Raw genomic sequence first — 13,388 nt, 5'->3', positions numbered from 1 at the left:
ATCGCGCAATAAATTGCGCCGCTACGAAAAGTGCCCTTGTTTTGAATGTATTTAAACATTAACAGACACGCATTTCGCCATGGCTGGCGCTCCACTGTTACCGGGTCGCCAGCAACGCCGCGACTTGCCGCACATCCGCCACGTTATCCAGCGTCAGACACAGCGTTTCCAGCTGCTGCACCTGTGCCGCCGGCAAGACGCGCGCGGCGAGGCTGCGGTATTTGGCGCGCAGCGCCGCGTCGCTCAGCGGATTCGCCGGCGATCCGGACGGCACCGCGACGTGCTGCTGCCACTGCTGGCCCTGCACCAACTCCAGCCGGACCCACGGCTCATCATCGCGCCCCTGCTGGTGGTCAATCTCCAGCTCAATACGCGCCATCAGCGCGGCAGCTTCCGCACTCAGGCGACGGCTGTCGTCATAACTCGCCAGCTCCGCGGAGCCATACAGCGCACGCGCCGTCAGCGCATACGGCAGGCTCATTTGCGCGGCGGCGAGGCTGGTGAGTTCACGCGTGCCGCACATCTCCAGCAGGAACGGATTGAGCCCAACCACAATGCGCGCAATATCCCCGGTCGCCACCGCATGCTGCCGCAGCAGCTGATCCAGCGCATCGATCGCCGCATGCGTGCCGCGACAGGCGGCGTACGGCTTGATGGAACAGCGCGCCAGTTTCCACACCTCGCCCAGTTGGGCCGTGAGCGCGGCGGGCTGTTGCGTTTCACCGGCCAGCGTTTGCAGAAAGCCGCCCCAGCGTGCCTCAAATACCGCAGCCGGTCCGCTGATGCCGCGCTGTGCCAGCAGCGCCGCCTGTACGCCCCCTTCCGCCGCGCGCGCCGCGTGCAGCTTTTTGGTGTGTGAGCCATCATGAATAAAGCCCCACAGGCCACCACTGAAGCTGGCGGCAATGCCCAGCGCTGAGGCACACTGCGCGGCCGGCAGCCGCAGTAAACAACTGACGGCGGCCGCCGCGCCAAAAACGCCACAGCTGGCAGTTGAGTGCCAGCCCGCACCGTTGTGCGCCGCATACCCCCCGCAGGCTTCCAGCACGCGACGGCCGATGTCATAACCCACGACCATCGCGGTGAGAAATGCCCGCCCGTCGACCGGCTGCGTCGCCAGCGGCAGTGCCGCCAGCAGCGCCGGTAACACCACGGCACCGGAGTGATCGCAGCCGCCGGTATCGTCCAGTTCATACATGTGCGCCGCCACGCCGTTGAGCCACGCCGCCTGGCGCGGGGAAGCTTGCTGCGCACAGCCCCACAGCTGCGCCACGGCGCTGCCGCCCTCTTCGGCCACCAGCGCCCGGCATTCGCGCCAGATCGGGCTGTCACAGCCCGCCAGCGCCGCGCCGAGCGTATCCAGCAGATGGCGCTTCGCCTGCGCTACCAGCGGTTCCGGCAGCTGGGCAAAGCGGGTGGCTGCGATGAAGTCCGCCAGCCGATCAAGCGTGGTGTCCATGTTCGCCTCCGCTGACCCGGGCAAACACCTCTGCCGGATGATCGGCATCGTTATCCGGCTGCGTCTGCCAGTGCGCGGCCACCTGGCCGGCAGTAGCGATCCACACGTCATGCTGCTGCAGCGTCTCCAGCAGCTGACGCAGCAGGCCAATGCGCCCGGCGGTGCCGATAATTTCCGGGTGCAGCCGCAACAGGTAGCACAGGCCGAAACGGTGAAAACCGTGGAAATCCTGGGTCAGGTTAGCCAGCGTTTCGCCATAGGGCGCGATGCGCGACTGTCCGGGCGGAATCGCCGGGCTGAGGTTGAAGGCAAAATAGGGCGCATCCTCCAGCGTGTAGTGCATGGGCAGCTCCACCAGCCGGGTGCCGGGGTGAAAATAGGGTAAGTCATCACCGCGCCAGCTGGAGGACCAGCGGATGCCGTGCGTTGCCAGCGCCGCAGCAAGGCCCGGTTTCCACTGGCCGGCCGGCGTGCGAAACCCTGCAATCGGCTGGCCGGTCAGCTGCGCCAGCCGCTCGCAGCCGCGCGTTACGCTGGTAATCTGCTGCGCCAGCGTCAGCGCCGAGAAGTCTTCGTGTCGCTCACCGCTGCAGGCGATCTCATGCCCGGCGGCGACAATACGCTGCAGCACCTGCGGCTGCTCTTCGGCGACGATGGCCGGCAAGCACCAGCTGGCCAGCAGCTGTTTCTCCGCCAGCAGATCCAGCAGACGATCAACGCCGCGCAGCGTGCCATAGCGCCACACCGACAGGGTTTTATCGCGCCCGGCGACCGCAGGCGCCTGCGTCAGGATGCCGTGAATATCGTGATAGTCGATGGTAATGATGGCCGCCGATTGTTTGCCCGACGGCCAGCGTGAATGTTCAGTCATGTTGCTGCTCCTGCAAATACCACGCGGCCACCGCATCACAGCGCGCAAACCACACATCGTCGCGCGCCGTCATGTGGGCAAACAGCTGCTCCAGCAACAGCAAACGGCCGGGCTGCCCGGAAATTTTCGGGTGGAACAGCGTGGTCAGGCACAGTCCTTCCGCCATCGCGCCGTCAAATTCGCGCTGCCAGTTGTCACCGGTGTGCGCATAGCTGGCGATGCGGTCGCCGCCCTGTGGAAAATCCGGCTGGCGCGTGTAGGCCAGCGAGGCGTAATCATCCATCTCCCATTTGCCGGGAATCTCCACCAGCGGCGTATGCCCGGCGACGGCAATGCTGTACGGCCGATCGTCACCACGCATGCTGCTGGAGTAAATCACCCCGGCTTCCCGCAGAATCTGCGGCGTTTCGGCGTGCCAGTCGCCGGAAGGAGTACGAAAACCGCAGGCGCGGATACCAAGATGTTGCTGAAAGATGGCGGCAGAGCGCGCCATCACGGCGCGCTGTTCATCTGGCGTAATCGCCCAGAACGATTCGTGGCGATAACCGTGATAGGCCACTTCGTGGCCCTGTTCGATAATCGCCTGGCACTGCCGCGGCCACTGCTCCACCACCCACGCCGGCACAAAAAACGTGGCCGGCAGTTGGAAGGCGCGCAGCAGATCCAGCAGCCGACCGAGCGCGCGAAACGGCCCGTAGGCGCCAAAGGTGAAATACTCTGGTGTTGACCACAGGCTGCCATTGAGCATGGCATCGCCAGTGGGACCATCAAGATCAAACGCCAGCGCCATACAGCCACGCTTGCCCTGCGGCCAGCGCACTGCGCCCGGTTGTTGCATACGCCCGCTCCTTAGCCCTGATTCACCGTGGCTTCGGCAATGCCGTTGTCGCTCAGGCCCCATTTGCTGAGGATTTTCTGGTAGCTGCCATCGGCAATCATGGCATTAATGGCTGCCTGAATCGCCGTGGTCAGCTCACCGGCATCTTTACCCAGCGCCATGCCGGTGTACTGGAAGGAGAAGGCTTTATCCAGCGGCTTAAAGGTGCCTTTTTCCAGGTTCATGATGTACGGCAGGGTTTCGCTGCCCTGTACCGCACCATCCAGACGACGCTGACGCAGTTGCGTGCGCGCATCGGCGGTGCCTTCCGCGCCCACCACGATAATCGCAGGTTTACCGGCCGCTTCGCAGTGCGCTTTTGACCAGGTAGCAATCTCCTGCGGGAAGGTGGTGCGGCGGCTGGTGCCTACTTTTTTGCCGCACAGATCGGTGGCGCTGTTGATATCGCTGCGCGCCGCCAGGGTGTAGAACTGCGGACCGGTTTTGAAGTAGTCGATAAAGTTAACCACCTTCTGCCGCTCTTTGGTGTCGGTCATGCCGGACATCACCAGATCGACGCGTTTGGTCACCACCGCGTTGACCATCTGTTCAAACGCGATCTCCTGCCAGTTAACCTTCACGCCCAGCTTCTCGCCAATTGCCTGGCCCAGCTCATAATCGACGCCGCTCAGCTGATTGGTGGCCGGGTCTTTAAAATCCATCGGCGGGTAGTTCGGCATGATGGCGACGGTCAGCCCTTTCTCTTTGATACTGGCCGGTACGGCAATCTCCGCCCAGGCAGAGGATTGCAGCAGCAGCGCGGCACTGATGGCACTCAATAACAATTTTTTCATCTATTCACCCCGGTCACGTTAAAGAAGAATCGCGTTGATAAAGTTTTTCATCCGTGGGTTTTGCGGGTTCAGCAGAATCTCTTCCGGTGCGCCCTGCTCAATAATGCGTCCCTCATCCATAAACACCACCTGGTTGGCGACCTCACGCGCAAAGCCCATTTCGTGGGTCACCACCAGCATGGTGGTGCCTTCTTTTGCCAGCTGGCGCATTACCGCCAGCACTTCACCGACCATCTCCGGATCGAGCGCCGAGGTCGGTTCATCAAACAGCATCAGTTTGGGTTTCATCGCCAGCGCGCGGGCAATCGCCACGCGCTGCTGCTGACCGCCGGAGAGTGACTGCGGATAGTCGTGCGCTTTGTGCGCCAGTCCGACGCGATCCAGCAGCGCCATCGCCTCTTCGCTGGCCTCGCGTTTCGGCCGCAGCAGCACACGGCACGGCCCCTCAATGATGTTCTCCAGCGCGGTTTTGTGCGGAAACAGGTTGAAGCGCTGAAATACCATGCCGGTTTGCAGCCGCTGGCGCGCAATCTGTTTGTCACTCAGCGGGTGCAGCTTGTTGCCGGCAATGCGATAGCCCGCCAGTTCGTTGTCGACCCAGATGCCGCCCTGATCCACTTTCTCCAGCTGGTTGATACAGCGCAGAAAGGTGCTCTTACCGGAACCCGACGGGCCGAGAATGCACATCACCTCGCCGTAGTTCACTTCCAGGCTGACGTCCTTCAGCGCGTGGAACTGATCGAAATATTTGTTCACCTTGACGGCGCGCACGATGTTTCTCATCTCTCACTCCCGGTTACTGGCGACGACGATGGCCGCGTGAGAAGTAGCGTTCCAGCTGGCTCTGCCCGAACGACAGCAGCGTCACGATAATCAGGTACCAGATACCCGCTACAAACAGCAGCTCCATCACGCGCGCGTTGGCGAAGTAGATGGTTTGCGCGTTGTACAGCAGCTCGGAGTACTGAATCATGCTGGCCAGACTGGTGGTTTTGATCATGCTGATGAACTCATTGCCGACCGGCGGCAGAATCACCCGCATCGCCTGCGGCAGAATGATGCGCTGCAGCGCCTGCAAACGCGGCATGCCGATGGCTTTGGCGGCTTCATACTGACCGGTATCCACCGATAACAGCCCGGCGCGCACCACTTCTGAGGTGTACGCGCCCTGATTGATGCTCAGGCCGAGCAGCGCGGCGAGAAACGGCGTCATCACCGTGACGGTTTGCACGCTGAACAGACCGGGAATGCTGATGGTGGGAAACACCAGCGCCAGGTTGAACCACAGCAGCAGTTGCAGAATCAGCGGCGTGCCGCGAAAGATCCACGCATAGCCCACCGCGATATAGTGCAGCACCGGATTGGGCGACATGTACATGATGGCGGTGATGACGCCAAACAGGATGCCCAGCGCCATCGCCAGCACCGACATAATCAGCGTGTTAACCACGCCGTTAAGGATCGCCTGCGCGGTGAAGAACTGGCCGACGAACGACCACTCAATATTGCCGTGCGCAAAGGCGTTAACCAGCAGCGCCAGCAGCACGAGGATCACTGCCGATGCGGTGATGCGGCCATAATAGCGGCGCGGCACCACCTGATAGCGATCGAGATCGTAATGGGGCTGGACGCGGCCATTGTTGACCGATGGTTCAACCGGTGTGGTGTGTGACATAGGCTCTCCTCAGGCGCGCGGTCCGGCGTAGTCATCGGCCCAGCGCTGCTGGTCCTGCATCAGGGTTTGCAGACGGGCCAGCTGCTCGCGCACCCGTGCCGGCGCGGTGCCGCCGTAGCCGCTGCGGGCTGCCAGCGCCGCTTCCAGCGTTAACGCCTGACGCACCTCGGGCGTGAGACGTGCATCGACGCCGTGCAGCTGCGCATCGCTGAGATCGGCCAGGCCGCAGTTTTCGCGTTCACACAGCTGCACCAGCTGGCCGGTAATCTCGTGCGCCTCGCGGAATGGCACGCCGCGCATTGCCAGCCAGTCGGCCACTTCGGTCGCCAGCGTAAAGCCATCCGGCGCCTGCTCGCGCATCACCTCAGTATTGAATTTCAGTGTCGCCATCATGCCGGCCATGGCAGGCAGCACCATCAGCAGCGTGTTGACCGCATCAATCACATTACGTTTGTCGTCGCTGAGATCGCGGTTGTAAGAGAGCGGCATGGCTTTCATGGTGGTCAGCAGCGCCATCAGGTTACCGACCAGCCGGCCGCTGCGGCCGCGCGTCAGCTCGGCAATGTCCGGATTTTTCTTCTGCGGCATGATCGAGCTGCCGGTGGCGTAACTGTCGTGCAGCTCCACCCAGCGGAACTGCCGTGACGCCCACAGGCACACCTCTTCACACAGCCGGGACAGGTTGATGCCGATCATGCTGGTGACGAACAGGAATTCCGCGGCGTAGTCGCGGCTGGCGACTGCATCGATCGAGTTTTCACACGGCGCCAGATAAGCGAGATCGGCTGCGGCCAGCTCTGGCTGACGCGCAATTGCCGAACCGGCCATCGCCGCCGCGCCCAGCGGACAGCGCGCGCTGCGGCGATCCCAGTCCTGCATACGCTCGATGTCACGCGCGAAGGATTGGGCATGCGCCAGCAGCTGATGGCCAAACACAATCGGCTGCGCCTGCTGCAGATGGGTGAAGCCGGGCGCGACGCTGTCGGTGTGTTGCGCGGCCTGCGTCACCAGCGCCTGCTGCAGCTGCAACAGCGCGCTCACCAGCTTGCGGCCGTTATCCCGCAGGTAGAGACGCAGATCGTTGACGGTCTGATCGTTGCGTGAACGACCGGCACGCAGCTTGCCGCCCAGCGCGCCAAGGCGTTCTGTCAGCGCGCGTTCGATGAAGGTATGCACGTCTTCATCGGCGGCAATCGGCTGCAGCTGGCCAGCGCGATAATCGGCGTCCAGCGCGTCAATCGCCGCCAGCATGGTATCCAGCTCGTCAGCACTCAATAGCCCGGCACGCGCCAGCTCGCGCGCATGGGCGCGGCAACCGGCGAGGTCGTACGGCGCCAGCGCAAAGTAATAATCCGGGCTACGCGACAGCGCGGTTAAACTGGCTGCCGGAGCCGCTTTAAAACGTGCGCCCCATAACAGTTCGGCATTCTCAGACATGCTATTTCCCTCACAAATCAGCCGCAGCAATATGAAAAAGTTTGGATTCAGCCGGCAGCGATAATAAAAACTTATTTTATTGCCACGCTGGCAAATAGGTGGTATTTCAGATTCACTGTACTTTCACCGCAATTATTCCGGAGTTGAATAGCAAAAATGGAAAGTAAAGTTTCCCAGTCTGGAAACAATGCGAATAATCGCGGCGATAATGCGGTTCTGGCGCTGAGTAATATCGACTTAAAATTGCTGCGGGTATTTAAATGCGTGGTGGAAGCCGGCGGATTAACCGCTGCCAGTCACGAATTAAATATTGGCCTGGCGGCGATCAGTAAACAGGTTTCTGATCTGGAGATTCGGCTGGGCATGACGCTGTGCAGCCGCGGCCGTGAAGGTTTTGAGCTGACGCAGTACGGCATCAATGTTTATCAGGCCACGCTGGAGCTGTTCGTATCGCTCAACCTGTTTCGCGAGCGGCTGCACAATAGTCGCAACGAGCTGCTGGGCGACATCGCGATTTGCGTGGTGGATAACACCATTAGCGATCCGCACTCACCGGTCACCAGTGCGGTGCAACAGTTGCACCAGAAAGCGCCAAAGGTGCAGATTCGTCTGCAGACCGCACAGCTGGATGATATTGAACGCGGCATAAGCGAAGGGCGTTTTCATTGCGGCATTGCGCCCGTGTATGAAATGAAAAATGAGTTTGATTACTTCGAACTTTATAAAGAATACGCAAAATTATATTGCGCTGCGTCACATCCTCTCTATTGCGGATCTTGCGATAAAAATATTTCGGTGGATGTATTACGTCAGCAGAAAATTATTAATCATTTATATGTTACCCCACGCGATGAACGCCGCCTGATTCCGGTGCAGGAGAGCGGTGTGCAGGCGGTGCAGGTGGAATCGGTGGCCATGCTGATTTTAACCGGTCACTTTATTGGGTATTTACCGGAACATTATGCCGCTCCGTTTATTGCCCGCGGACAATTGTGTGAGCTGGGCGATGACACGCTGCGGCGCGAAACCGCATTTTGTCTGGTGATGAAGAAAGGCCGGAAAATAAATCCGATCATCCGGCTGTTTATGCAGGCGCTGGGGTTGAGCGATGCGGCGGCGGCGCACTGATTTGGTGCGTGTGACCAGGTTTCTGCTGGTACGGGACGGGAAAGTGTACGCTGATGCCCTCACCCCGGCCCTCTCCCACCGGGAGAGGGAGAGGCAGCATGTGGACAAGGGAGAGGCAGCCTGCGGACAAGGGAGAGGCAGCCTGCGGATAAGTGAGAGGCGGCGTCCGGTAACAGCAACCAGAACGCTTACGTCAGCCGCTTATACATCACCGTGGTAGCATCCAGCTCGCCGGCCGTGGATTCGGCATAGCACGGAATCGAACCCGCCACCTGCCAGCCGAGCGACAGATAGAGCGCGCTGGCAACATCGCCGCTGCGCGTATCCAGCACCAGCAGCGTTTTCCCCTGCTGCTGCGCCAGCTGCTCGGCACGTAACATCAGACGGCGCGCAATGCCCTGACGTCGCGCACGCGGATGCACCAGCAGCTTGCTGATCTCCGCGCGATGGCGGCCGTTGGGCATACTGCTGAAGCCCAGCATCACCGTGGCCACTATCTCGCCCGCTTGCCAGGCCACCAGCAGCTGGTTATCGCCGCTCGCCAGGCTGTAAATTTTGTCCTGCCAGAAACGCGCCATCACTGCGCGATCGTCCGCGTCAATGAAGCCGACGCTGGCACCGTCTGCCACGCAGCCGTGCAGCACTTCACACAATGACGCCAGCAGCGGCTGCGCCTGGGTAGCGCTGAGAGAGTCGATTTCAATCATGGTTTGCACACCACCAGAATGTAGCGCGCGCCGCCTTCGGCATGCGCCTGAAAAGAGGAACGTCCGCTGAGATGGAAACGCAGGCAATCGCCGGCCTGTAGCGTCCAGCTCTGCGTCTCCATGGTGATGGTCAGCTCGCCCGACTGCAGCCAGATGTGCTGTTCCAGCCCCTGTACCGGCGGCGCATCATAATCAATGCGCGCGCCCGGACGCAGCACGCCCTCCACCAGCTCCGCTTTAAACTGACTGGCCGGCGGCGAGACGTTGCGCCGCTGGAAGCCGCTGAGCGTATCCTGCCAGACCGGCTGCTGCTCCGCTTTCAGCAGCAGCGCCGCTTCTTCTTCTACTTCGCTGAGCAGTCGCGACATGGTTAAACCGTAGGCCACGCACAAGCGATTAAGCAAAGCGGCGGTAGGGCTGGTCTCGGCGCGCTCAATGCGCGACAATGATGCCCGGCTAATGCCGGTTGCCAGAGCCAGTTCATCCAGCGACCAGCCGCGCTGCAGGCGTAATTCCGCCAGACGTGCCGCAAGCCGATCTTCCGTATTTAGAGCAGACATCTTTAACCTCTCATTTTCGGGAAATAAATCTCACATAAGAGATAAAGCCCGAAATCGTGCAGTGGGTCAAGTTGTACAATAAAATAATCATTGTACAAGCTCACTCTGGCGGTTAAGGTGTTGTTATGCAGGTCAGAATTTTAGAGGATGCCATGGCCTTATACAGTATCGGTGATGTTGCCGAGCGCTGTGGAATTAACCCGGTAACCCTGCGCGCCTGGCAGCGTCGTTATGGATTGTTAAAGCCGCAGCGCACTGAGGGTGGTCATCGACAATTTGATGATGAAGATGTTCAGCGGATCGAAGAGATCAAACGCTGGATAGAGAGCGGTGTGCCTGTTGGCAAAGTCAAAGCCCTGCTTGAAGGAGAGACCTTCAACGTTCATGACGGCTGGACGGCGCTGCAGGAAGAGCTGATGAGCGTGCTGCGCCACGTGCGCGCCTCCAAACTGCGCACCAAAATCGCCACCATTGGCCGTGAACACCCGGTCGATGCGCTGATTGACCACGTTTTTGTACCGGTACGCCAGCGTCTCGGGCTGGATCAAAATACCGCCCGCACCATGTGCAGTCTGCTGGACGGCGCACTGATTGATTATGTCGCGTTCTGTCTGGCAGGCGCGCGTAAAAAAGCCGGCAAAGATGCCTTAATGATTGGCTGGGGCGTAGAAGATCGCACCCGCATCTGGCTGGAAGCCTGGCGCTTAGCGCAGCAGGGCTGGCGCATTGATGTGCTGGCAGAACCACTGGATATGCCGCGTCCGGAGCTGTTTCCCGGCCAGCATCTGTTTATCTGGACCGGTAAAAAGCCGACGCGCCGCCAGCTGGAGCAGTTTGAACACTGGCAGGCTCAGGGCTTCTCGATTCACGTCCACGAACCCACCTGAAAAATCGCACATGCGGCCTTTGCCTTACCGCATGTGCGCGTTATCATGCCGCACTTCATGACTTTTCTCAGGTTTACCTATGAACTGGAATAAAATTCTCATTGGCACCCTGTTTGCCATCATGGCGATTGGCGGCATGGGCGGCATGATGCTGGTTGGCTACAGCCTTATTCTGCATACCCACTGAGTGCGTGCTGCAACCGCTCCAGCAGCCGGTCGCAGATCAGCGCCAGCAGCGCCACCAGCAGCGCGCCCTGAATCACATAAGCGGTATTGAAGCCGCTCAGACCGATAATCACCGGCGAACCCAGACTCTCCGCTCCGACGGTTGAGGCGATGGTCGCGGTGCCGATGTTGATCATCACAGAGGTGCGCACGCCCGCCATAATCACCGGTGCCGCCAGCGCCAGCTCTATCTGCCACAGACGCCGCCACGGTCCCATTCCCAGACCGACGGCGATCTCACGGCTGCTGGCCGGGACGCTGTCCAGTCCCGCCAGCGTGCCCTGCAGAATCGGCAACAGCCCATACAGAAACAGCGCCATCACCGCCGGCGCAGCGCCAAAGCCCATGACCGGCACGGCAATCGCCAGCACCGCCACCGGCGGAAAGGTCTGGCCGGCAGCCGCCAGCGTCTCCAGCAGCGGGCGGAACGCCCTGCCGCCGTGACGGGTAGCGAAGACCGCACAGCCAACGCCCACCACTATTGCCAGCGCGCTGCCGCTGATCACCAGCAGCAGATGGGCCAGCGCCAGCTGCCAGAAACTCTCCTGCTGGTACAGCGGACGCTCCAGCTGTGGAAACCAGTGCGCAAACAGCGGCGCACTGTGCGGTAACCCCCACAGCAACAGCAGAAATATCCCCAGCAGCCAGTAGAGCGGATCGCGTAGCACTCGCATCAGCCCGCCTCCTGCTGTCGCAGCAAATCGCTAAAGTGCAGCACGCCCAGCGGCTGCTGATGTTGATCGACAACCGGTAATTTGTCGGTGCGGCGCGCAATAAACTGCGACAGCGCCTCGCGCAGCGTCAGCCCGGCGGCGATCGGTTCCGCCTCCAGCCACTCACCGCGTCGTGCCGCACTGCCGGCCCGCCCCAGCGCCAGCAGACGCACGCCCAGCTCGCTGCGGCCAAAGAACTGGCGCGCGAAATCACTGGCAGGCTGCGTCAGCAGGTCAATCGGCCGTCCCTGCTGCACAATCTCTCCGCCGTCCATCAGCACCAGCTGATCGGCGAGGGTTAACGCTTCGTCGATATCGTGCGTCACCAGCACCACAGTGCGCCCCGACAGCTGCTGAATGCGCAGCATCTCCTGCTGCAGCGCCTGCCGGTTGACCGGATCGAGCGCGCCGAAGGGTTCATCCATCAGCAGCAGTTCCGGATCGGCCGCCAGCGCGCGCGCCACGCCAACACGCTGCTGCTGACCGCCGGAGAGCTGGTGCGGATAGCGCGACGCCAGCTGACTGTCGAGATTGAGCAGCGCCAGCAGCTCCTCAACCCGTGCGGCAATTTTTTCCCGCGGCCAGCCGAGCAGCGACGGCACGGTGGCGATATTTTTGGCCACATTCCAGTGTGGAAACAGGCCGATGGACTGAATGGCATAGCCAATGCGCCGCCGCAGCGCGCGCGCATCCATCTGCTCGATCGGCTCACCGGCAAAACGGATTTCGCCGCTGTCATGCTCAACCAGCCGGTTAATCATCTTCAGCGTGGTGGATTTACCCGAGCCGGATGTGCCGATCAGCACGGTAAAACTGCCCTTCTCAATCTTTAGCGACAGGTTGCGAATCGCCTCTTTACCGGCGAACGCTTTGCTCACCTGATGAAATTCAATCATGTCCTCTCTCCAGCAGCGCCGACAGCAATCGCAGCAGCGCATCGAATATCACCGCCAGCGCCACCACCGGAATCACGCCCAGCAGCACCAGATCCAGCGCGCTGCTCAGCAATCCCTGAAACACAATGGCGCCGAAGCCGCCGGCCCCAATCAGTGCGGCGACCACCGCCAGCCCGACGGTTTGCACCACCACCACGCGCAGTCCGGAGAGCCACACCGGCAGCGCCAGCGGCAGCTCAGCGTGCCAGAACTGCTGCCAGCTACTCATGCCCATGCCGCGCGCGGTTTCACGCACCTCCTGCGGCACCTGCTGCAGCCCCGCAACCACGCTGCGCACCAGCGGCAGCAGTGCATACAGCACCAGCGCAATCAGTGCTGGCGCGACGCCAATCCCGCTGATACCGAGGCGCGCCAGCTGCGGAAAATGCGCCGCCAGCCCGGCCAGCGGTGCAATCAGCAGGCCAAACAACGCCACAGACGGCACGGTCTGGATCAGATTCAGCACGCTGAAGGCGACATGTTGCCAGCGGGCGCGACGCGCGATGGCGAGTCCCAACGGCAGACCAATCAGTAAGGTGGGCAGCAGCGTGCCGCCCAGCAGCAGCAGATGCTGGCTGAACGCGGCGTTAAAGACAGCGGTGCGATTGCTGTACTCTTTCAGCAGCGACAGCGCGTCCAGCTGACCACTCAGCAGCAGTATCAGCGGCGGCAGCCACAGTTGCAGATTAAGCAGAATACGCAGCGGCGTCTGCTGGCTAAGCTGGCGAATCGCTTCGGCCGCCAGCAGCAGCGCTAATCCTGCCGCACACCAGAGGCCGCTGCCCAGCGCGGTGCGCGCCAGTGGGCTGCCGCTGCGGGCCAGCTCACTGGCGGCGTGGCCGCCGATGCCAATCAGCAGGGCGAACAGTAGCTCCGCGCCCAGCAGCTGCGCCAGCGCCGCACCGTGTCCCGGCGGCCACCACAATCCCAGCCATAGCCATAACAGCGGCAGCAGCAGCAGCCAGCCCGCCGTTACCTGCCAAAGCATCAGCGGCTGTCCGGAGACCAGCCGGTTGGCCGCATAGCTCAGCAGCGGTAGCGCTCCCAGCGCCAGCGTGATCAGCAACGTCAGCACCAGCAGCACCGGCTGCTGGCGCGGTCGGTTTATCCGTGACAGCAC

General features: G+C 61.4%; 14 protein-coding genes. 2 read left to right on the top strand and 12 right to left on the bottom strand.

Annotated features, from left to right (window positions below):
• Positions 1 to 97: 97 nt before the first annotated feature.
• From F3J41_RS02270 to argH, 7 genes are read right to left on the bottom strand one after another with little or no spacing between them, the layout of a single operon-like run.
• Positions 98 to 1,459: an MmgE/PrpD family protein gene (locus F3J41_RS02270; RefSeq protein WP_166709820.1), complete on the bottom strand. Its 1,362-nt coding sequence runs from the start codon at positions 1,457 to 1,459 to the stop codon at positions 98 to 100.
• Positions 1,443 to 2,330 carry a polysaccharide deacetylase gene (locus F3J41_RS02265; RefSeq protein WP_159378338.1) on the bottom strand — a complete coding sequence of 296 codons (888 nt, stop codon included), beginning with the start codon at positions 2,328 to 2,330 and terminating at the stop codon, positions 1,443 to 1,445. The genes F3J41_RS02270 and F3J41_RS02265 overlap by 17 nt, the downstream gene beginning before the upstream one ends.
• Complete coding sequence (locus F3J41_RS02260) at positions 2,323 to 3,168, bottom strand: polysaccharide deacetylase (RefSeq protein WP_021508446.1); 846 nt, start codon at positions 3,166 to 3,168, stop codon at positions 2,323 to 2,325. Before F3J41_RS02260 ends, F3J41_RS02265 begins: the two co-directional genes overlap by 8 nt.
• A gap of 11 nt (positions 3,169 to 3,179) precedes the next feature.
• The gene (locus tag F3J41_RS02255; protein WP_021508447.1) at positions 3,180 to 4,001 is read right to left on the bottom strand and encodes an ABC transporter substrate-binding protein; all 822 of its coding nucleotides are present in this window, start codon (positions 3,999 to 4,001) and stop codon (positions 3,180 to 3,182) included.
• Between the two features lie 18 nt (positions 4,002 to 4,019).
• Positions 4,020 to 4,784, bottom strand: a complete 765-nt coding sequence (locus tag F3J41_RS02250; RefSeq protein WP_021508448.1) for an amino acid ABC transporter ATP-binding protein — start codon at positions 4,782 to 4,784, stop codon at positions 4,020 to 4,022.
• Between the two features lie 13 nt (positions 4,785 to 4,797).
• On the bottom strand, positions 4,798 to 5,676 hold the full coding sequence (locus F3J41_RS02245; RefSeq protein ID WP_021508449.1) for an amino acid ABC transporter permease: 879 nt from the start codon (positions 5,674 to 5,676) through the stop codon (positions 4,798 to 4,800).
• Between the two features lie 9 nt (positions 5,677 to 5,685).
• Positions 5,686 to 7,113, bottom strand: coding sequence for an argininosuccinate lyase (argH, locus tag F3J41_RS02240; RefSeq protein ID WP_166709818.1), 1,428 nt, complete (start codon positions 7,111 to 7,113; stop codon positions 5,686 to 5,688).
• Positions 7,114 to 7,269: 156 nt separating this feature from the next.
• Between argH and F3J41_RS02235 the strand changes: the two genes are divergently transcribed.
• Positions 7,270 to 8,241: a LysR family transcriptional regulator gene (locus F3J41_RS02235; RefSeq protein ID WP_021508451.1), complete on the top strand. Its 972-nt coding sequence runs from the start codon at positions 7,270 to 7,272 to the stop codon at positions 8,239 to 8,241.
• A gap of 188 nt (positions 8,242 to 8,429) precedes the next feature.
• Here the strand turns inward: F3J41_RS02235 and F3J41_RS02230 are convergent, their stop codons facing one another.
• Positions 8,430 to 8,948 (bottom strand): GNAT family N-acetyltransferase, encoded by a 519-nt coding sequence (locus tag F3J41_RS02230; protein WP_010615951.1) that lies wholly within the window; start codon positions 8,946 to 8,948, stop codon positions 8,430 to 8,432.
• Positions 8,945 to 9,508 carry a helix-turn-helix domain-containing protein gene (locus F3J41_RS02225; RefSeq protein WP_058775322.1) on the bottom strand — a complete coding sequence of 188 codons (564 nt, stop codon included), beginning with the start codon at positions 9,506 to 9,508 and terminating at the stop codon, positions 8,945 to 8,947. Before F3J41_RS02225 ends, F3J41_RS02230 begins: the two co-directional genes overlap by 4 nt.
• Positions 9,509 to 9,660: 152 nt before the next feature.
• Between F3J41_RS02225 and F3J41_RS02220 the strand changes: the two genes are divergently transcribed.
• On the top strand, positions 9,661 to 10,395 hold the full coding sequence (locus F3J41_RS02220; protein WP_031279872.1) for a MerR family transcriptional regulator: 735 nt from the start codon (positions 9,661 to 9,663) through the stop codon (positions 10,393 to 10,395).
• Between the two features lie 167 nt (positions 10,396 to 10,562).
• Here F3J41_RS02220 and F3J41_RS02215 read toward each other — a convergent pair whose 3' ends face one another.
• The 3 genes from F3J41_RS02215 to F3J41_RS02205 are packed head-to-tail and all read right to left on the bottom strand — an operon-like array spanning position 10,563 to position 13,388.
• Entirely contained in the window at positions 10,563 to 11,294 is a 732-nt protein-coding gene (locus F3J41_RS02215; RefSeq protein ID WP_021508456.1) for an ABC transporter permease, read from the bottom strand.
• Entirely contained in the window at positions 11,294 to 12,229 is a 936-nt protein-coding gene (locus F3J41_RS02210) for an ABC transporter ATP-binding protein (RefSeq protein ID WP_021508457.1), read from the bottom strand. The genes F3J41_RS02215 and F3J41_RS02210 overlap by 1 nt, the downstream gene beginning before the upstream one ends.
• Entirely contained in the window at positions 12,222 to 13,388 is a 1,167-nt protein-coding gene (locus F3J41_RS02205; RefSeq protein WP_166709816.1) for an ABC transporter permease, read from the bottom strand. The genes F3J41_RS02210 and F3J41_RS02205 overlap by 8 nt, the downstream gene beginning before the upstream one ends.

It is taken from the genome of Pantoea sp. Ap-870, assembly GCF_011752515.1.
Taxonomy (GTDB): domain Bacteria; phylum Pseudomonadota; class Gammaproteobacteria; order Enterobacterales; family Enterobacteriaceae; genus Pantoea; species Pantoea dispersa.
This window is presented reverse-complemented; position numbering and strand designations above follow the sequence as displayed.